Genomic DNA, 20,553 nt, shown 5'->3' on the forward strand with positions numbered 1-20,553 from the left:
CAGTAACAACACAAATACGGTTGATCAAAGATCTGGGAGCAGCAAAGTGACAAGCTTTTACGACATCGAGAACTGCTACAAATTCATCCTCGGCCGCGCAATGAACGAGGATGAACGTAACGTCATCGGACAGAATCTATTGCAGCTGACGGATGTTTCTCTTGAGGAGCATCGTCGGCGTTTCCTCAGCTCATACGAATTCCATCACCGCCATAGCGAGCTTCTTTTCAACAATTTCGTGCCGAAATCGATTTTCGTTCTGTTCGAGACCAAATACAATTTTAAATTGTATCTCGATCTGCGCCAGTATCACATATCTTTTGGCATCATGAGCGGCGAATATGAGAAATTCGATGTCGATCTCGTCAAGGCCATTCTGCCCGAGACCGGGCAGTTCATCGATGTCGGTGGCAATGTCGGATACTACTCACTCTCCATTGCGGCCCATCCGACATTCAAAGGAACGGTCCTTGCCTTCGAGCCGCTACCGAAGCTCTGGGATCTGTTCAACCGGTCAATCCTGGAGAACGGCTTTGAAGATCGCGTTAGCGTTCGCCAGCTCGCGCTTGCCGATGTGCCAGGCGAGCTACAACTCAATAATGCCGAGGATACCGTCAACGCCGGGGCGACGCGGCTAGTCACGAATTCGACCGACACCAAGGTCGGGCGCATGACCAAGGTCGAGACACTCGACCGCGTCGTCGGTGACCTGCGGCCCGATGTTATGAAGGTCGATATCGAGGGTGCGGAAGGCTTGTTCCTGAAAGGCGCGAAAAAAACGCTCTCGGCACATAAGCCCTCGCTCTTGATGGAGATCAACCGCGACATGCTCTCCGTCCTGTCGAAAACGACGCCCGGTGCAATCCATCAGCAACTCACCGAACGCGGCTACCGCATCTGGAACAGCGCACAAAATAAATTGACCCGGATGACCTCACCCGAGGAACTCGATTTGAATTTTCAGATCGGCGCGGTCGCGAACATCCTGGCCGTCCACGACGATCGCGCCGAGAACGTCAACGAAAGCCTTCAGCGGCTTGAGCTGACACTTGGGTCGACGAAGGTAAAGAAACAACGTCAGCGGGAACCGGCGCTTTAGCCCCATCAGTGCCCGATTGTGCGATGTCGGTGCGAAACACCGGCATGTCCGCATCCTATACGGAGACATGATTGCGCAAGCAGATCGATGACATAGCTGAGGTCGCCTACTACGGCTCGTGCCCGAGCGAGGAGTTCGTTCGCCATGCCTTTCCGAATAGCAGAATCCCGTTCTTCTGCTACGGCATCAATGTCGCCAGCTTCATGGACGAGCGGAAAGCAAACCTCAGAGCGATCGAGGCGTGGCCGGAGCCGATCAAGAAAAGGCTGCACTTCGAAGCACGTAAGGGTTTCCGAGAGCGACTGAGGCAGGCAGCCCCGAAAATGCTTGTCGTCGATTTCAGCCGCATCACGCGCGCCTCGCTCATGCGCTACAGGAACACCTTGCTGACAGTACCCTATGAGCTACTGGAGGCGGGACCGGATTTGCAGCGGGAAGCTTTCGGTATCTTCAAGATCATCCCCTTCGGCTGTCGTGAATTTTGGACGCACGTGATCGCGGCAATGAAGGCATTTTGCGATTTCGTGAACACAGAAATTCCCGATACGAGGCTGATTCTGCTCGACGTTCCGCCCACCGCCGATTATCGCGGCACGCTCATCGACAGCAATACCTACATGATCGACTTCTGCCGCTGGCAGATGCGCTATCCGATGTCGCGCATGCTCGTCGACTTTTGCCTGGAGCATATCGAAAACAGTCGGGTGCTAACGCCGCGCACCGACCTCTATTCTGACGACACCGCCCTCTATGGACCTGCGCCGATGCACTATTCTGCCGAGGTCTGGAAAGAGATGGCGGGGCGCTTCCATGCGGATGGCGGTTTCGAAGGCCTGCCTCGCTCCAGCGACCTGCTCTCGATCCTCACTAATTATTCCGGCCTTATGGATGCGTTCACCAGGACCGCGTTGTCGAACCAGAACCTTCACCGGTTCAGCCTCGATATTCTGCATGGGGCACTACCCTATCTTTTCGCCAAAATCAGCAGTCCCGCTCACAGCCATTTCGGCGATCCAATCGATTCCCACGATGTCGTTGCCGCCTTTCGTTGGATTCTTGGCCGTGAGCCGGAATCCGCAGAAACCTTTCTCAACCACTACGCACTACCCAATCGCGGCGAGTTGCGTGAAACGCTGCTGCGTTCCTTCGAATTCCAGAGCCAGGTGCCTCACTATGCCAAGCAGCAGTAGCGTGGCGGGAAACCGGACGATCATCGCATCATTCGAACTTGATGTGGCTGCGTGCTATGTTGACCAGAAAGAGGCCGACGGCGGTGGTGAACAGGCAGCATTTCAAAAGATAGCTGACGTCGTAGAAGGTCTGCACCGTGTCGCCAAATACGCCGGCGCGGAAAAGCTCAAAGCAGTGGACGGTTGGGACATAAAGCGCCAGCTTCTGGGCGCCACTGGGAAGCCAGGCCACCATGAAGAACATGCCGCAGATCGGCAGCGTCAGATACTGGAACGGCGGTATGAACTTCTCGACGAACTCGAATCGCTCGGAACTCGCGGCAAAGATAAGCCCTACTCCGAACGAAAACCAGGCCATGAACAGCCAGCCCGTCAAAAGCAGGCCGAGATCCTGGAACGGCGGTATGATGCCAGCCAAACGCGCAACCGTATAGACGATGATGAGCGCTGCGGTCGTGCCGGCAATCTCCAGAAGCGCACGAGCAATCAGCGCATCCGCGAAGCGGATCTGACGATGATACATCAGAGGCATATTCTGACGAAGACAAGAGACCGCGTGACCACTTATGTGGCGCCAGAGTGTCAGCGGCATGTAGCCGCTCAAAACGAAGGCCGCGACCGTCAATCCGTGCGCCTCGTGATTGAGCACCGTCCACATGATCATGACGCCCGTGGTCAGGATCATCGGTTCCAGCGCAAGCCAGAGAAATCCGATGTTTTCCCGCCCGTAGCGTATGAGCATTTCGCGCATGATCAGCGCACCGAGGACGCGTCCCTGAATCTTCAATCCGGTAATGAACTGCGAATTCCCACGCGTGCCTGCCGATACCTGATGCACTCGAAGCCCTCCTGGTCGCTACGCCGTCTCCATCAGACGGTCGGTCAACGATACCGGCGGAGTGCGACCGCTCAACCTTCATTGCGCCGGACTTGGACAATTACCGTCCATAGGGTCCGCTTGCGGATATCCAACGACAGGCGATCATCAGAAAGGGCATGGCCATGGCTCTGATAAACTCCGAGAACGAAAATAAGAAAGTGGATACTGAGCAGCGCTCGCAATCTTTACGTCAAATGGTCGCAAAATCGATCAGCGGACCGACAAAAGCCCGCAGGCATCGCAAGCGCCTTGGCCGTATGCGCGTTTATTTACTGGCAGTTGTCGCCCCTACCCTTGCCGTCAGCGCCTATTACGCGTTTATCGCCGCCCCAATCTATGTATCGGAATCCTCCTTCGTCGTTCGTATGGCGGCGCCACCATCATCCAGCGTCTTCGGCTCTCTGTTGCAGAACAGCGGGATTACGCGCTCGCAGGACGATACTTTTTCCGTGCAGGAATATATCCACTCGCGTCAGGCGCTGAAGGAACTTGCCGAACGGCTTCCCGTACGTGCTATTTTCGGTAGCCCGCAGGCGGACTGGCTGACGCGCTTTCCACGCTTCTGGGAAACCAATAGTGAGGAGCAACTCTATAACTATTATTCAAACCGGGTGTCCGTCATTCACAACGACACCACGGGTATCACCGTCCTGCGGACGACGGCCTTTCACGCGCAGGATGCCGCGGACATGAACGCCTCACTCCTGGCGCTCGGCGGCGACCTTCTCGACCGGCTCAACAATCGCGCTCGCGGCGATGCGGTTCGCTTTGCCGATGGCGAGGTGCAGCAGGCGCAGCAGCGGGTCATCGATGCGCAGAAAAGCATAACCACATTTAGGAACAAGGAGCTGATGATCGACCCGAATGCCAGCTCCATGTCGATGATCGATCTCATCAGCAATCTGACGTCGGCTCTCGCCAACACGCGGGCACGCCTTGCAGAAACACGCAAGACTGCGCCGGACAGTAACTCCATCCCGTTTTTGACGAGTCAGGCTGCTGCACTGGAACAGCAAATCGAGAGTGAACGAGCCAAAATGGTCGGATCGGATAAATCCGTCGCGCCCAGAATTGCCGATTACGAAAGTCTCGTCCTGATGCGGGAGTTTGCCAACAAGGCGCTCGTTGCCTCACTCGATGCACTCGAAGCAGCCAGGGCTGATGCGCGCCGCCAGCAGCTGTATCTCGAGGTCGTCGTTCCACCGCAGATGCCCGACGAGGCAGAGATGCCTTATGAGCTCAAGAACATTGCAGTCGTTTTTCTGTCCTTGAGCCTTTGCTACCTGTTGGGCTGGCTCATGGTCACCGCCATCAGGGATCACGAAAGCGGCTGATCCAGAAATCAATCAGGATGCCAGAAGCAGGTATAAATCTCCGCCATGCAGGCGCGGATTTCTCGGCTGGCGATCGAATCCGGCGTAACATGGCCATAGAGACTGAATTCCGCATCGCGTGCGCGAATGTAATATCGCAAGGCAGCATCGATATCCCGCATGGCCTTGTATAGATGCGCAGTCTGGATTTCGACGTCGATCACTGAGGCTGCATCGAGGTTTTGTGCGTATTCACGATAGACATCGTAGAGCCTCAGCGCTTCGTCGAAATCGCCGGCTTCCTTGGTCGCGTTAGCGTAAACGGCAATCAAATCGATTTCGCCATCCGTCTCCACCAGATCGTACAATTGCGCCCGTGCCTGATGCCAGCGCCGTGATTGAAGCAATTCCATCGCGTTCTGGCGTTTGCGCTCTATATCGATGCGCGAAAATCGAAGACGTGCCGACTCCAGATGAGCGGCGATGTCAGCATTATCGGGCGCGAGAACATGGGCTTGCTCGTACCATTGAAGTGCGGATTCCCACTCATTCATCCGATTGTAGAGGTGCCCGAGCTGGAGGTAAATGTCGACATCGTCGGGCTCTTCCGCGAGGAAGTGCTGGTACGCCTCAAGCGCCGCATCGAAATCGCCATTCTCCTTGTGAGCATGCCCAAGCTGAACGAATAGCGATACTCGCGCGGGATTTTGCTTCAGCGCTTGCTGATAATAGAAGGCGGCCGCCGCCCAATCGCGCCGATCGCGCGCGGCATCCGCCGCGGCGAGAGCATTGACTGGCGTATCGGCTTCGGCTGCCTCTTTCTCCGCCTGGCCGACGCGCAGGAGCGTCGATGCAAATCTCAGTTCTCGTCTCATGATACGCGCCGCATCGAAATGTTTCGGGGACGCAGCCAGCGGTCTTCGGGAGAGCGCTCGTGAATGCGAACACGCAATTCGATGAAACGATGCTCCCGCTTGATGGCCATACACACGGTTCCGGAGAACGAACCGACCAGCGTCATGACCTGTAGAAAATCGAGACCTGAATTGGCGACGATCTCGATATCGAGCTTGGCCGTTTGCGGTTGGATAATGTCGAGATCCAGCAACCAGTCGCCTTCCGCCATACTGCGCTTGGGACCTGTCAACAGCCAGCCCGATTGCACCGTCCAGTTGCCGTCATTGATCTGCAGCGGCTGGCACAGGAGATCTGGAGCGATCATCCAGCCGACGTTTTCGACCTCACGCACAAGGACGAGCATCGCCTGACCATCCGGATTGACCAGCAGCCCCGACGGCGTGATGTTTGCGTTGGAGGCATCGGGCAGATCATGCGTGTCATCGTCATCTTCAGGCAGCAGCGTATCCCAATACGCTGTCTTGCCATCCCGGCGCGCAATGGCGACAATCCGCTTCACCACGTCTCTTCGCTTAAGGACGCCGCGCCTAAGGTCGAACTCCATCCCTAACCGCTCGGCGGATGTCGGATCGCGGCCGCAGATCCGCGAAAATGCATGGCGCAGGAAAGCCGGGTCATCGTCTTTCGCGAATCGAACGAAATTCTCCACCATGGCGAACTGGTCCGGTTCCCGACGCAATGCATGCAGGCCGGACAGGCCGTTCAATGATTGTGGGACGGGACGGCGAGCCTTCAGCGCGTCCACCACACGCAGCCGACTGGTGCCGCCGCGAATGGCGTTTGCAAGCGAAAGACGATCGTCCGCTGTCAGATCGACCTCCGTCAGGTCCAATGCCTTTGCCCAGGCGTCGATGAAGGATTCCGCGGGCAAGGAGAACACGTCTTTCGGCAGCGAGCTCAAAGGCTGCCTATGCAACTCGGCGATGGTCAATATTTTCCCCCAACATCTTCTCGATGGCTGTGACATGCCGCGCGGCAGTGCGCGGATAGGAATACCAGTGGGCGGCCTGGCTGCGGTCTCGATCCAACATCGAGAGCAGCGAGGGATTTTGAGCAAGGCTGAGAAGCGCTTCCGCGATGCACTCTATCTCGGTACTCCTCACGACGTGACTGAACGGCCACAAGTCGCGCAGAACTGGCGAGCGAGAGCAAAGCAGCGGGCGGTCAACGCTCATTGCGATACGCGCTGCCCCGGTCGCCGTTTCGGTCGAGTGGCCATACAGGAAGGAAAGCACGTCGCAGGTCATAAGTTCGCGACGCAGCTCTCTTTCCGGAATGAAGTCGAAACGTGCGGTGATCTTGTCGGATAGTCCGAGATAGGCGATCAGATTTTCGATCATGGCGCGTGCCGCACGCGATTCGTCGTTGGGCACCGTGCAGTTGAACAACTTGAGGCGCAGTCTCGGCTCGTAGTTCAATGCCTCCGCAAAGGCCAATACCAGACGGTCGATATTCTTGTGTGGCATCAGGAACCCAAAGGAACCGATGGTGAAATGCGACGGGTCCGGTGCGGGTGCATCTTCCGGCACCAAGAGGACACCGTGCGGTATGACGATCGGGTTCGGGTGGCCGGCAGCCGAAACGGCTGCCGCATCCTCTGCCGAATGTAAGAAGATGATGTCGAATGCGCGTGTCCAGTCGAGTGACCCACCGCGCAGCGCCTCTTTCACGCTATGCATGGTCAGCACGCGCAGCCGATGACTGGTTGCTGCGATCGGCTGGGCCAGTAATTCCATATCCGGTGTTGAGAAATGCCCCGGATGATGTTGCATCCATAAGACATCGCCGCGTGCCTGCTCCAGCCGTCCAGCCAGGCGTTTCAGCGAAGCAAGATCATAGCCCCACAGCCTCGACATGCTGCGCGGTGTTGCCTCGATCATATCAACGGGCGCTTCGGGCAGCGCATCGTCCATGATCCGCCGGGCAAAGATATGCTCGATCCTGCCCTCGAATGCGGGCGTGCTATAGAGGTGCTGCGAATAGGTGGCGATACCGCACTGCTGTTGCCAGGAGGAGATGAGATCGATGGTCCAATCCTGCCGTGGTTGAGCCGCTGTCCGCACGGATTTTGCAAGAGCGCTCAGGGTACGGATAGCGACCGATCTCCAGCTGAAATGCGCTTTCAACAGTGATTTCGCCTTTTGCGTTCGGCTTTGAGCCTCGTCGGGATGGTCGAGCACGGCGCGCATCTGCGTTCCCAGATGCTGCACAGAGGGTTCGGCCCAAAGACTATGAGAGCCGGCCACATGAGCCTGAGATGCCGACATATGGCAATCGACCAGCCAAGCCGTGTCGGGACGGCAGAAATCGAGCTGGCCGCTGTAATTCGTGGTGACAACGGGAACATCGAGCAGCATAGCTTCCGCCAACGGCAAGCCGAAACCCTCGCCCCTGCTCGGCGCCACTAACATCGCGGCCGATCGATAGAGCGCGCGGAGCTGGCTCGGATTGTAATGCTTGTCGATGATGGTGATGGGGGGAGCATCGGCGAGTCTGTCACGCCTGTCGGCCAGAACAGATGCCGAGATATTATTCGGATTCGGAAAAGTCTTGATTACCAGTTCGACCGGATCATCCGCACGGAAGCTGTCCAGGAACGCATCGATCAGGACGTCGACACCCTTGCGCGGAAAGCAGGAAGAGACATGCAGAATGCGTCTGCGTCTGCTTTCGGGTAATGGGGATGGCACGTCATCAGCAAGCGCCGAGAGATGATCACAGCCATTTCCGGTGACTTCCACCGGTATTGTAACGCCGGACCGGGCGAAACTGTCGCGAACGAAATTCGAAATGACAGTTACAAGGTCGAGATCGCGGTTAAAGCGATCCACCAGGTATTGCGGAAATTCGAGCTCCTCCCAGGCAAAGGCAACATAGGCATTCTGCCGTCCGACCATGTTATGGGTCACCGGGGGCCAGGTATTGCGAAGATGGATGTCAAAGGTCTCTTTGAACGGGTAGTCATCGCGCATTCGGCGGATGACATCCGGTGCTGTCGCCAGATTGACATCGCTCTGCCAATCGTCCTCGGCCGTATGACAAGTGAGATTGATGCCCAAATCGATGAGCGCCTGCGCAAGGTGGCGATTGACGATCGCCAGGCTGTAATCGCCTTTGAACACTCCGTCGAAGAAAACTGTCTTGCCGGCGAATTCTTCGATCAGCGATCGCTCATTGATGCGGTCTGCATCGAGCAAGTAGGGCGAGACAGCATCGTCATGGCGCATTCAGTACTCCCAAGCGCTGAAAACAAAAAAATGAACGATATTTTTTGGGGCTAAGAGTTTCTCGGCCAAACGAAAGTCGAGACGGGACCGACACCTCAACATCTCGCTTCAATCGCCTGCGGGCGGTCTTAACCGCCCGCAGTTCGTTTTGCATTCGAGTGTCAGGATGCTTGCGCATCCTGAACGATGTAACCCAATTCCTCGGCTCGTTGTTCAAGGATCGCGCGGGCTTGCTCCAGCACCTTGCCGGCATAGACCGGAGGATAGCACCAGTCGTTCCAACCGCGCGTCGCCGTGCCCGACATCGCGCCGAACCGCAGCACGCCCGGTTCAAGGAAGGACAAGCGGCCACCGAGATCCAGGTAGGTTTCCGTTGGAGCGCCTTCGGCGAGAATGATCGAGTGCTGCTCCAGTTCGATATGGAAATATTCGAAAGGTGCTAGCGTCGCCTCTTGGGTAACGGTGGTGCCGTTGACGAGGAACTTGGCGGGGATCAGGGACTCCTCCAGGAACATGCAGTGATCCGGAGAGACATAGAGATCCTGCGAGGGGACGTTTTCGGCAAATGCCCCGGCCTGGATACGGATAGGAAGGGTATCGCGCGGCTTGTCGATGGCTTTCGGATCAAGGCGCCGACGACCGACCCATTTGATTTCCGCGACGCCCTTGTGCGTGACCACGAGATCGCCGACTCGCAAATCCTCGATCGGCGTATCTCCCTCCGGCGTACGAATAAGCGTGCCGCGCAGGAAGCAGCTCGTGAAGGTCAGCGTGTCGGTGTTTCCGTCATAGGTATACGTGACGCCGGCCGGGATCGTATAGGAGCCAAGCGAGATGAGATGAAGCGCATCGGTATAGAAGGTGACGGTATTTCCCGACTGGCCGACAAAGTTCGAACCGACGATCTCGATTTTGTCGCCGGACTGAACGTTTGTCACGTTCGGTGGCGTCGAAATGTTCAAATTGACGAGACCGGGATTGTATGAGAACAAGCCAGTGCCATTGGCATTGGCAAAATCCACGGTGACGCCGTTCAGCAAACCGACATTGACCGCGCTAGCATCGATATTGATGCTGGAGCCCGCCCCGATCGCATAAGTATAGGTCGAGCCCGCGCCGATGTTCGCAAGACCTGCATTGATCGTCACGTTCGCGCCGTTGATCGCCTCGATCGTCGTGCTCGAAAGCGCACCCGTACCGACGAAACTGCTGATATCGACATTAACACCGTCCACTATGACCGTGCCGTTGGAAACCAGGTTCAGCTGGAGCGTGTCTGACGGGCCGCCGGCATTGCTACTGTTGATAGTGGTTGTACCGCCGTTGACTAGATTTACGTCAATCAAAGCCATGTTATTACCCTCTCCATTGGATTAACACGTTGTCTTTCAAGGCAAATCTGCTGTCAGAATTTGTAGTTCAGACCTACTCGGACAGCATGAAAATCAAGGCTGGCCTTGGAGTTGAGGAGATCCCCACCCATGTTGCTGCTGCCGAAATCAACATACTGATATTCGAGTTTTGCCGTCAGATGGTCGGTGAAAGCATGTTCGACACCGGCACCGATAGTCCAGCCGGCCTCGGTCTTGTCATCGTCGAAGCTTACGCCGGCCAACGCGCCCTTGTATTTAACGTGTCCATAGGCGAAGCCGCCGGTTCCGTAGAACAAGGTGTTGTCATAGGCATAACCGATGCGAGGACGAACGGTGCCGTACCAATCGATCTTGGAAGATGCGCTTGCGATGTCGGTTCTGAAGGAATCGCTGATGTCAGCACCCTGGAAATCAGCTTCAAGGCCGACTACCCAGTTAGGATCGAACTGATAGTTGTAGCCGATTTGACCACCACCGAGAAAACCGGATCCCTCAAGCTTGCCAAACCTGCCAAGATAATCTCCGAACGAATGGAAACCGACAGTGTCGTTGCCGCCGAAACCGCCGCCGGCGTTCACACCCACATAGAAGCCGGTCCACGAAAATACCGGCGCCGCTTCAACAGGAGCTTGAGGCGGTGTGGAAACCGCAAGATCCGCTGCATAAACGGTACTCCCCGCAACCGCCGCCATCAGAAAAACGGTGGATCCCAAAAACTTGCGCATTCGAAAATTCTCCTTAAAGGAATTCACGAGATTCAACATGTAACTTGTGAAAGTTCACGTTGAAGCCATAATATCGGCGTGATTATAGCTGTAAATACGTGATCGCTAATAAATATTTTCATAAACTATACATTATTTGTATAACGCTGTCGCAATATGTATTGAGGTAATGGTGATTCTATACTTTTGGATCACCCAAATATTCCGGAATCTACCGTTGTTGATCAACACGGTTTAGAATCGGAAGGCGGGCTTCGCGTCGCTGCATGCGAATAACTTGTTTCGTCGGCAAAAGGCCGCTGTCAATTTCCGCTGACGTAATTGGATGCAACCTGTCGCTTTCGATATAGACAGTCCACGCACCGTTCTGCAGGTTTCGAGCGCTACCGCAGATACCAATCTGCTGCGCCGGGAGGCCTGACGGGGCGGACCCTTTGAAGTAACGTCTGGCCTCCCAACTGCGCTCAATGCCCTGCCCCAACATCCCTTTCGGAAAGAACCTGCCGGCAGCGCATGCGCGAAAACAGACGTATATGGTCTGTGCTTGCCATAGCATTCAAACGGGAGAAGAACTGGGCATCTCGGGCTGCAGCATTGCGAGACAAGCGGCGTGTCGGTGTTAGGTATCGGCTTACTTTAAAACCGGCTTTCCAACGTCAGGCGCAATCGGACCTCCGCTGTCGCTTTGCGTATGGACGACAGGACGGTGAAAAGCCACATCTTTGTAGCTATCGCAACCGCCAATTTGCGATGGACGGGAGGCCCGGTCGCCTTGCTTCAAGCACCGGTCGGGCCTCCTCGTTTGCACCATGCGCGGCTCACGTGCAGTTGCGTCTTTTCTTGCACACGCGATGGTGCTCTGTGATTTCAGGGGACGGGAAGGTTTAACAGACCGGGCTTTAATCGCCGGAGATAACAACGCGTATACTCACCGCATCTGCGGCCTTCAGGAAAGCAGAGCGAACCTGCTCAGGTGAGGCTCTGCCTTTGACGCCGTCGATACAGGCTTGCAGCGCTTCTTCGAAGGCATCCCCGCTGCGGATCGGCCATTGCCTGGTAAGATACTCGATCGCCTGGCCAATTGAAGCGATGAATTGAAGCTCGTCACCATCACGCGATGCAATGCCGATAGGCGCGAACGCCAGTTCTTCCGGATCGCTGGAGGCGTCAAATGGCGGCGCCTGATCTTGATCCCCGGCGTTTTCGGATTTCGCGTGTCGCCGCCTCGTCACGAGCGTAGCGAGCAATGTCATGTCCCGAGCGATCTGGTCCAGGGCTGCTAGTTTGTCCTCTTTAGCTGGCGCTCGATCCAAACTACTCCCTTCAGCTTGCGTTCGCTCCTGGGGTAATGGCGTGCGGTCATCCGCGTTCGTCTGAGGACTGGGAATTTCAACAGGGATTGAATTAACGAGCTGCTCACCATGATCGAGGTCGGCGCCGCCATTCTCATCATTCCGCCGCATGTTGTACGTCCCAATGAGCGTCATCGAATACATCTCACTTACGGCAGGCGTGCCGTATCATGCTGCTTCGATAAAAGTACGACTAATAAAACGTATTTGATTGGTACAGGTTAAAGCTTTGAAACGATTTTGACCAGTATCGCGACAGGAAAAAGAGCGAATACTCATAAAATCACGCGAATATTGGCTTATTTTCGATGTATAATTATGGGAGTTTTCGCTTAAAAAGCCGATAGACATGCATGAGCGCAACCGGCGCTCTTCGGAAATCGTCGCGCCGACCCGGTGCATGTCGCGTCAAGATCTGCGGTGTTTTGCGACGAAAAGTGCCGTCGGAACGTTGAAGGGGCGCACCGAAGTGCGCCGCCTGCTCAGACGATGAAGAAAGTCGATGGCGGAACCTGTAATGCGGTGGCAATACGGCGAAGTTTTGCCGGATCGGCCTCGGCTCCAGCCTCAATTTCAATGATTTCCTCACTGGTGAGGCCGCAGGTCTCCGAGAGGTCGTCAACGGTGTAGCCAATGGCTTCACGCGCCTGCCGCACAGCAGCAGCAATCTCACCATCAGGAACCGTAAAAACCTTTGAATTATCGATATTATTCGGAGTAATGGACATGAAATTTCTCCTTCCAAAGTCCGCCGGCCAAATCGTTGCCGGGTGAAGGCAGCTATTGCAGCCATGAGGCATATCGACCTAAACAGACACGGCCGAACGCTGCGTCAATATAGGCATCAATGCGGCGAGGGCAAGCACGGAAGCGCATAGCTGCCAATCGCCTGGCTCTCGGCTCATTTCGCGATTTAATATTCTGTGATAGCGACAACACGTCACGGTTACAGAGGAACGAGCGCTGCAGCGCGCGCCGTCTTGCGACGACAGCCGCCGGCCGGCTGCGAACCCACTCAGTAACGATGAAGATCATTTCTTGCCTTTTGCCTTGCGCACCTTCCGCTCGGCCGCAAGCAAAAGTCCCTTGAGTTCCGGTTCACGCACACGGTTGGCTGCTTCGACGAAGGAAACCCACTCGACACGGCGCTGGCCTCGCTCCGGGAAGTCCTGAAAGGTCTGATCAACCTCAAGCAGATGTAATCCGACAATGCAGGGAACGCGATTGCCGTCGGCAAGCTGCTTTAAATAGGTGAAATAGCCGAACGGCTTTTTCTTAACCTTGCCGCGTACGCCGGCTTCTTCGTAAGCCTCGATGGCAGCAACCTCATGCGGCTTCTTGCCCTTGATCGGCCAGCCCTTGGGCACGACCCATCGGCCGCTTTCCCGGCTGGTGACGACGAGCATCTCGGCTTCATCGCAGTCGGGCGTCTTCCTATAACAGATGGCGGCATATTGCTCATGGACCTGGCCGTGCAGCAACTCGTCCGCATGAGAGGCAAGCTCGGACAGAAAGCTCTCCGACCGTCGCAAGGCTTTTTGCTGCGCTGAGAGTGAGGAAGCCATGTGCGCTACTCGCGACATGGTCGATCGACGCACATGCTCCTCGAAGCTGGCTGGCTTGTGCTCACAAAAATCGTCTGTGACACGCTGCCCTCCTGTCCGCTTGGGTTTCGTCGAAATTCACAACTGTCAGCATGATGCTGTGAGCTGTTGCAGTGACAGTTTTATGAAGGCGGCTGTTGATGATGCTGGAGGGAGTAGCCGCCTCGCGGTGCTACACGAAACTGTGATCGAACGGAACGGAAGTGGAAAAACGGCCCTCGAAAGGGCCGTTTCATCCTTGGGAGGATAATGCGAAGTTTACTCGGCGGCCTGCAGGGCAGGCATCTCGATTTCTTCGCTCAATTGCCCCGCCATGGCGGCGGCAAACTTGGTTTGGTCGAGTTCGTTTTCCCAGCGGGCGACGACGACCGTGGCTACCGCATTGCCGACGAAATTGGTCAAGGCGCGGCACTCCGACATGAAACGGTCGATGCCGAGGATCAGCGCCATGCCGGCGATCGGAACCGAAGGCACGACTGCGAGCGTCGCGGCAAGCGTGATGAAGCCTGCACCGGTGATGCCGGCAGCACCCTTGGAGCTCAACATGGCGACGAGCAGCAGCAGGATCTGGTCGCCGAAGGTCAGCGGCGTATCGGTTGCCTGAGCGATGAACAGCGCCGCCAGCGTCATATAGATATTAGTGCCGTCCAGGTTGAAGGAGTAACCCGTGGGGATGACGAGGCCGACGACGGAGCGTTTGCAGCCGGCACGCTCCATCTTATTCATCAGGCCCGGCAATGCAGCTTCGGACGACGAGGTGCCGAGAACGAGTAGCAGCTCTTCCTTGATGTAGCGGATCAGCGCCAGGATCGAGAAGCCGTTATAGCGAGCGACGGCGCCGAGCACGACGAGCACGAACAGCAGCGACGTGGCGTAGAAGGTGCCGATCAGGAAGGCCAGATTGGCGATCGTGCCGATACCATATTTGCCGATGGTAAACGCCATGGCGCCGAAGGCACCGATGGGAGCGAACTTCATCAGCAGGGCAACCATGCGGAAGATCGGCGTGGTCAGTGCCTGCAGGAAATCCGTCACCGGGCGGCCGCGTTCGCCGGCAGCGCCAAGCGCAATGCCGAAGACGACCGAGAAGAACAGCACCTGGAGAATATCGCCCTTGGCGAAGGCGCCGACGATCGTATCCGGAATGATGTTCATCAGGAAGCCGACGACCGACGCGTCATGGGCCTGTGCCGCATAGTTGTTGACGGCCTTCGTATCCAGCGTCGCCGGATTGATGTGCATGCCGGCACCCGGCTGCACGACGTTGGCAATGATGAGACCGACGATCAGCGCCAAAGTCGAGAAGGTCAGGAAGTAGATGAACGACTTGCCGACGACGCGACCGAATTTCTTCAAGTCCGACATGCCGGCGATGCCGGTCGTGACCGTCAGGAAGATGACGGGCGCGATGACCATGCGCACCAGCTTGATGAAGGCATCGCCGAGCGGCTGCAACGACGTGCCGAGCTGCGGATAATAGTGACCAAGCAGGATGCCGGCAGCGATGGCGGTGAGAACCTGCACATAGAGATGCCGGTAGAAGGGAACTTTGGCGCGCGTTTCCGCGGCAGCGATGGGAGCAATCATGATGTCCTCCGTTAAGCCCAACCGATCTCTCGGCCCTCCGGGCGACGACTAGAATTCAACAGCCTCCGACTGTTTCATCATCCGTTGCAATGACCGTGCCAAATGCGCGCCATGATTTTAACACATTGCTTTTGTTGAATTTTAATTTCCGACCCGGATCGAAGATCATCGATCTGTGCGATTATTCGCACAGATCGAATTGCGGCGCGCGCGAAATCATGCACAATGCGGCAATGCTGCAGCGCCCGGCCAACGAACGATTTCTAACGCCCGAGCAACTGGGCCGGCGCTCACGCCGGGTCTGGCTCGTGTTTGCGTTTCTAAGTGCGGCTGTCATTGCGGCTGGTCTTTATGGCGCGAATTTCTATGGTCGGCTCTCGGCAATAGAAACGCTGCAGAGGCAGGGGCACACGGATGCGAACCTCAAGGTTGCCCTGCTGCGCGCAGTCCTCGAACGTCCGCGCGCCCTGCCGCTCTTGCTGGCCGACGATCAGCAGGTGCGAGATGCGCTCGCCGAGAAGCACATCGACGATGTTGTCGCCCTGGACCGTAAGCTTGAAAGTCTCGTCTCGGGCACCAGCGCATCCGTCCTTTACGTCACCGGCAAGGACGGCGTTGCCATGGCTTCCAGCAACTGGCGAGAACCGTTGAGTTTCGTCGGCAACGACTATTCCTTTCGCGACTATTTCCGCAAAGCCATGGAAACGGGAACCGCTGAGCATTATGCACTCGGCACCGTCAGCAATCGCCCCGGCCTCTACATTTCCCGCCGTGTCGGCGATGTCGGCTCTGCGCTTGGTGTCGTTGTGGTGAAGATGGAGTTCGATCAGCTGGAGGCTGACTGGAGCGAGACCGGCCGCCCCGCTTACGTGACCGACGAACGCGGTGTCGTCCTCATCACCAGCCTGCCCTCATGGCGCTTCATGACGACCGCTCCGCTTGCGCGCGAGGAGGCCGACGCGATTCGAAAAAGTCTGCAATTCGGCGCAGCACCGCTTTCGCCCCTTCCGGTCAGCCATCCCGAAGAAATTGGCCCGGATGCAACCATCGTGCGTGCCATTCTGCCTGGAAGCAGCGCTGCGGAATATTTGCGGCTGGCGGTCGCGGTTCCATCGACGCCCTGGCAGCTCGGCTATCTGATCCCGACCGATCAGGCGATCGCCTCGTCCGTGCGCGAGACACGCTTCCTCGCCTTGACCATCCTTCTGCCGATCCTCGCATTCGCCGCTTTCCTGCTGCGCCGCCGCGATGTTTCCGCCATGCAGATCGCCGTGAGCAGGATCGCGCGTGATGAGCTGGAACGCCGGGTTCTTGAGCGCACGGAAGACTTAAGCCAGGCCCGCGACCGGCTGGAGGCGGAAATTGCAGACCACCGTGCGACGGAAGCCAAGCTGCAAGGTGTGCAGCAGGATCTCGTACAGGCCAATCGCCTTGCCATCCTGGGTCAGGTCGCCGCCGGCGTCGCCCATGAAATCAATCAGCCGGTGGCGACAATCCGTGCCTATGCTGAGAATGCCAATGTCTTCCTCGACAGGCATCAGACGGAGCCGGTGAAGGAAAACCTTTCGGCAATCGCGGCGCTGACGGAGCGTATCGGCACGATCACCGAAGAACTGAAAGCCTTCGCCCGTAAGGGAAGGACCGCACCGGAGCCGGTTGATCTCAGAAGCGTGATAGAGGGCGCCGTGGTCCTGCTGAGGAGCCGCTTTGCCGGCCGCCTGGATGCGCTGAAGATCGAGTTGCCACCAACGGGGCTCGGCGTTGTCGGGACCCGTATCCGGCTGGAGCAAGTGCTGATCAACCTCTTTCAAAATGCTCTGGAGGCCCTTGAAGGTCGCGATGAGGCCAAGGTGGAGGTGTCAGTGCGCGAAACTTCAGAGGAAGTCGAGATTGTGGTTTCTGACAACGGCCCCGGCATTCCCGCGGCGATCCTCGACTCGCTGTTTACACCCTTCAACACGTCCAAGGAAAAAGGCCTCGGCCTTGGTCTCGTCATTTCGAAGGATATCGTCGTCGATTATGGCGGCCGGATCGATGTCGAGAGCAATGACAGCGGCACCCGCTTCACCGTCCATTTGCGCAAGGCCATGCCATGAATGAGAGTTCCCCCGTTTTCCTAATCGACGACGACAAGGATCTGTTGAGAGCGACGAAGCAGACGCTTGAACTGGCTGGCTTTGGCGTCTCCGCCTTTTCTGCCGCAAGCGAAGCGCTCCATGCTCTCAAGGCCGATTTTGCCGGTGTCGTCGTTTCCGATATCCGCATGCCGCAGATGGACGGGCAGCAGCTCTTTGCCCGCATCAAGGCGCTCGACGCCGATCTGCCGGTCATTCTGGTGACGGGTCATGGTGATATTCCGATGGCAGTTCAGGCAATCCAGGATGGCGCCTATGATTTCATCGCGAAGCCCTTCGCCACGGACCGGCTGGTGCAAAGCGTGCGACGCGCGGCCGAGAAGCGACGCCTTGTGCTGGAAAATAGGGCGTTGCGGCAGGCGGCGGAGCAGGCGCAGGGCGATCTGCCGCTGATTGGACAGACCCCCGCGATCGAGCGGCTGCGCCATACATTGCGGCAGATCGCCGATACGGATGTCGATGTGCTTGTCACGGGCGAGACTGGCAGCGGCAAGGAAGTGGTGGCGAGCCTGCTGCATCGGTGGAGTCGGCGAGCGAAGGGCAATTTCGTTGCGTTGAATTGTGGTGCCCTGCCCGAAACCGTGATCGAGAGCGAGCTTTTCGGCCACGAACCGGGCGCTTTTACCGGCGCCCAGAAGAAGCGCGTTGGGCGCATCGAACATTCAAGCGCCGGCACCCTGTTTCTCGACGAGATCGAAAGCATGCCGCCGGCGATCCAGGTGCAGATGCTGCGCGTGCTGGAAATGCGCGAGGTGACGCCGCTCGGCACCAATGAAGTTCGTCCCGTCGATCTTCGCGTCGTCGCGGCAGCGAAGGTCGATCTTGCCGATCCTCGCCAACGCGGCGATTTTCGCGAGGATCTCTACTATCGCCTCAACGTCGTCACGCTTTCCATTCCGCCATTGCGTGAACGGCGCGATGACATTCCGTTGCTCTTCGGCCATTTCGCCGATCGCGCCGCCGGCCGCTTCAAACGCGAGGTGCCGGCCCTATCGACAACGGTGCGCCGCCATCTGCAGCAGCACGACTGGCCGGGCAACGTTCGCGAACTCTCGCATTTTGCCGAGCGCTTCGTGCTCGGTCTCGAATCGACGACAATGGCAAAATCCGACGAGGCGCCGGCGGCGGACGAAGGTTTGCCGTTGCCCGCTCGAGTAGAGCGCTACGAAGCCGAACTCATCCGCGAAACCCTGTCACAGCACAATGGAGATGTGCGCCGTACCATCGAAGCGCTCGGCATTCCCAGGAAGACCTTCTACGACAAGCTCCAGCGACACGGCATCGTCAGAGGCGATTTCGCCGGCTTTGATGGGGATGATCGCCGAGGCTCATGATCCGCTGCCGATGAGCCACCGCGCCAGCTGAAGCCGTCGTGTGAACTTCAGGCGCTGCGGCGCATGTCCCTGGCATTGCCTTGCCTTTGCCGGGCCGCTGCCTCGGCGGTGCGATCCAGAACCAGCATCGCTTGCGCAACCACCGCTGCGAGCGCTTCATCGCTCCTGGAAGCGGCCACGACCAGCGGCGCGCTCAGGCAAATTCTAAGAGCACTTGCCGGTACATCACCAAAATCGGCACAGCGAACGGGCTGGCCGAGACGCACCAGGGCAACTCCATCGCCTTCGACGGCCAGCTCCTTGTAGACCGCTGCCATTTCCGCTGCGGTCAGCATGGCGCCATCTGTGCAATTGCGCAGGTAAAACGAAAAGATGGAGGGAATTTCATCCCAGCGAAGAGCCGATGATGCGCCCCACAGCTCACGCCGCTCCAACGGCCGGCTCTGCAAAGGCTCGAAAGCCGGATCGTTCGCAAGACGATCGGAGACTGCCTCGGCAAAAATGGACAAGACCTTGACTACACGGTCTTCAGGAATATCGAGGAAGCATCCGAGTTCGAACAGCGCGGCTTTCCAGCGCAGCAGCAGGCCGAGATTGGCGCGGTCCGGCAAAATGTCGCGAGCGGCCCAGTCTTCCGGCCACTCTGCCTTCCCGCAATAGTCGGCCAAGGCTCCGGGCAGCGCACGCGATTTGAAGCGTTCCGACATTTGCGGCGGGCACAAAAGCGCGCCGCTGAAAATCGGCCCGGCAAGGAATTTCGAACCCGTGAGCGCGACCATGAAGCCATGGGCGAGATAGGCGCGGATCGTTGCCGCTGACAAGCGAAACTGGCAGGCATCGATCATGATATCCAGCACGGTGCCGAAACGCTCCTTCAGACGCATGACGGTCTCAAGGCTCGGCGCCAGCAGGCTGGTCTTCGATACGTCTGTTACGACGAGAAGGCACCTGAGGCCGGCTGCGCGGGCAAGCTCGATGAGGCCGCGCAGCTCCTCTTCCACCTCGCTATCGGCGCGAAGGGAACCATCCTTGTTGCGCACGGCAATGGTGGCGTTGCGTGTTGCGTCCCCTGGCCGCAATTCTTCGCCCTTGGCGACAGACCGTGCGCTGCTGACGCGGCTCATGAAATGCCGCCCGGCTGACGCCATCATGACGCCGCTGCCCGTTTCATTCCCCATCAGCGTGATGGTCATCAGGGCACGCTCGTCCTCGCCCGCCAGCAGTGCTGCCGAAAAGAGATGAATGTCCGTGCCCGATGTGGCCAGGATTACATCGATCCGGGGTGCCGACGCTTGGTTGAGGCCGAGCAAGCGCAACAGATCGTCACGCATGCGCCCGATTTCGCGGTCATAGACAGCCGACGGCGAGCTTGTTTCCATCTCCCGCCTCAGATCCGCGTAAAAGGATTCGACCGTGGCAAAGGCGGCGGCGGATATGGTCGATGCCGTCGACGAGCCGAAAGCGAGATCTTCGGGCCGGGGTGCCGGACCATAGCCATACATGTTGAGCCCGGTGAGCGGATCGCAATCCAGCCGTTCATCGCCACCCGACACCAGGTGTTTCAGCAGCGCATCCCTCGCCTCGCTTTGTTGCTTCGACAACGCACCCGTAGTCGCATTTTTATCCAGGGTACGGTCGTCAGCAACTTGCTGCATGGAGAAGCATTCCTCTTTCGCCAATGTCGACACGCTTTGCAGAATCGCGCTGCGGTCTACGCCGAGCGGGGGAGCCTCGGCAGCCGAACATTACGCTTCACAAGATGGAGCGAGGCTGACTTGCCGAGACCGACAGCACCCGCAGTAAGCGCAATAAAAGA

16 protein-coding genes are annotated in these 20,553 nt (G+C 57.6%); 5 read left to right on the forward strand and 11 right to left on the reverse strand.

The genetic code is table 11. The features are described 5' to 3' along the window. The first annotated feature begins 46 nt into the window (after positions 1-46). Positions 47-1,099, forward strand: a complete 1,053-nt coding sequence (locus FHT85_RS20225) for an FkbM family methyltransferase (protein ID WP_112411369.1) — start codon at positions 47-49, stop codon at positions 1,097-1,099. 71 nt (positions 1,100-1,170) lie between these two features. Further along, positions 1,171-2,289, forward strand: a complete 1,119-nt coding sequence (locus FHT85_RS20230; RefSeq protein ID WP_112337161.1) for a DUF6270 domain-containing protein — start codon at positions 1,171-1,173, stop codon at positions 2,287-2,289. Positions 2,290-2,317: 28 nt separating this feature from the next. On the opposite strand, the gene FHT85_RS20235 is transcribed toward FHT85_RS20230, so the two are convergent. Then, complete coding sequence (locus FHT85_RS20235; RefSeq protein ID WP_112337162.1) at positions 2,318-3,127, reverse strand: ABC transporter permease; 810 nt, start codon at positions 3,125-3,127, stop codon at positions 2,318-2,320. 299 nt (positions 3,128-3,426) lie between these two features. Here FHT85_RS20235 and FHT85_RS20240 point away from each other — a divergent pair, with 299 nt between their 5' ends. Further along, positions 3,427-4,503 (forward strand): capsule biosynthesis protein, encoded by a 1,077-nt coding sequence (locus FHT85_RS20240; RefSeq protein ID WP_246780042.1) that lies wholly within the window; start codon positions 3,427-3,429, stop codon positions 4,501-4,503. Positions 4,504-4,511: 8 nt separating this feature from the next. On the opposite strand, the gene FHT85_RS20245 is transcribed toward FHT85_RS20240, so the two are convergent. From FHT85_RS20245 to FHT85_RS20285, 9 genes are all read right to left on the reverse strand, one after another. Continuing rightward, positions 4,512-5,357, reverse strand: a complete 846-nt coding sequence (locus FHT85_RS20245) for a tetratricopeptide repeat protein (RefSeq protein ID WP_112411367.1) — start codon at positions 5,355-5,357, stop codon at positions 4,512-4,514. Further along, positions 5,354-6,145, reverse strand: a complete 792-nt coding sequence (locus FHT85_RS20250) for a hypothetical protein (protein WP_310234364.1) — start codon at positions 6,143-6,145, stop codon at positions 5,354-5,356. Before FHT85_RS20250 ends, FHT85_RS20245 begins: the two co-directional genes overlap by 4 nt. 163 nt (positions 6,146-6,308) lie before the next feature. Further along, positions 6,309-8,627 (reverse strand): glycosyltransferase family 4 protein, encoded by a 2,319-nt coding sequence (locus FHT85_RS20255; protein WP_112411366.1) that lies wholly within the window; start codon positions 8,625-8,627, stop codon positions 6,309-6,311. 161 nt (positions 8,628-8,788) lie between these two features. Further along, positions 8,789-9,979, reverse strand: coding sequence for a Hint domain-containing protein (locus FHT85_RS20260; RefSeq protein ID WP_112337167.1), 1,191 nt, complete (start codon positions 9,977-9,979; stop codon positions 8,789-8,791). Between the two features lie 53 nt (positions 9,980-10,032). Next, on the reverse strand, positions 10,033-10,725 hold the full coding sequence (locus FHT85_RS20265; protein ID WP_112411365.1) for an outer membrane protein: 693 nt from the start codon (positions 10,723-10,725) through the stop codon (positions 10,033-10,035). An 899-nt stretch (positions 10,726-11,624) separates the two neighbouring features. Then, positions 11,625-12,212, reverse strand: a complete 588-nt coding sequence (locus FHT85_RS30570) for a DUF982 domain-containing protein (RefSeq protein WP_246780044.1) — start codon at positions 12,210-12,212, stop codon at positions 11,625-11,627. Between the two features lie 347 nt (positions 12,213-12,559). Beyond that, the gene (locus tag FHT85_RS20275) at positions 12,560-12,805 is read right to left on the reverse strand and encodes a helix-turn-helix domain-containing protein (RefSeq protein WP_112411363.1); all 246 of its coding nucleotides are present in this window, start codon (positions 12,803-12,805) and stop codon (positions 12,560-12,562) included. Between the two features lie 303 nt (positions 12,806-13,108). Further along, positions 13,109-13,642, reverse strand: coding sequence for an NUDIX hydrolase (locus FHT85_RS20280; protein WP_112337171.1), 534 nt, complete (start codon positions 13,640-13,642; stop codon positions 13,109-13,111). Between the two features lie 297 nt (positions 13,643-13,939). Next, positions 13,940-15,268 (reverse strand): dicarboxylate/amino acid:cation symporter, encoded by a 1,329-nt coding sequence (locus FHT85_RS20285; protein ID WP_112337172.1) that lies wholly within the window; start codon positions 15,266-15,268, stop codon positions 13,940-13,942. Positions 15,269-15,486: 218 nt separating this feature from the next. Between FHT85_RS20285 and FHT85_RS20290 the strand changes: the two genes are divergently transcribed. Both FHT85_RS20290 and FHT85_RS20295 read left to right on the forward strand, forming a co-directional pair. After that, on the forward strand, positions 15,487-17,364 hold the full coding sequence (locus FHT85_RS20290; RefSeq protein ID WP_162709684.1) for a sensor histidine kinase: 1,878 nt from the start codon (positions 15,487-15,489) through the stop codon (positions 17,362-17,364). Further along, the gene (locus FHT85_RS20295) at positions 17,361-18,737 is read left to right on the forward strand and encodes a sigma-54-dependent transcriptional regulator (RefSeq protein ID WP_112411362.1); all 1,377 of its coding nucleotides are present in this window, start codon (positions 17,361-17,363) and stop codon (positions 18,735-18,737) included. The genes FHT85_RS20290 and FHT85_RS20295 overlap by 4 nt, the downstream gene beginning before the upstream one ends. Positions 18,738-18,784: 47 nt before the next feature. Here the strand turns inward: FHT85_RS20295 and FHT85_RS20300 are convergent, their stop codons facing one another. Beyond that, complete coding sequence (locus FHT85_RS20300) at positions 18,785-20,392, reverse strand: hypothetical protein (RefSeq protein ID WP_112411361.1); 1,608 nt, start codon at positions 20,390-20,392, stop codon at positions 18,785-18,787. Positions 20,393-20,553 lie beyond the last annotated feature (161 nt).

Source organism: Rhizobium sp. BK312, from assembly GCF_014193605.1.
Lineage (GTDB): Bacteria > Pseudomonadota > Alphaproteobacteria > Rhizobiales > Rhizobiaceae > Rhizobium.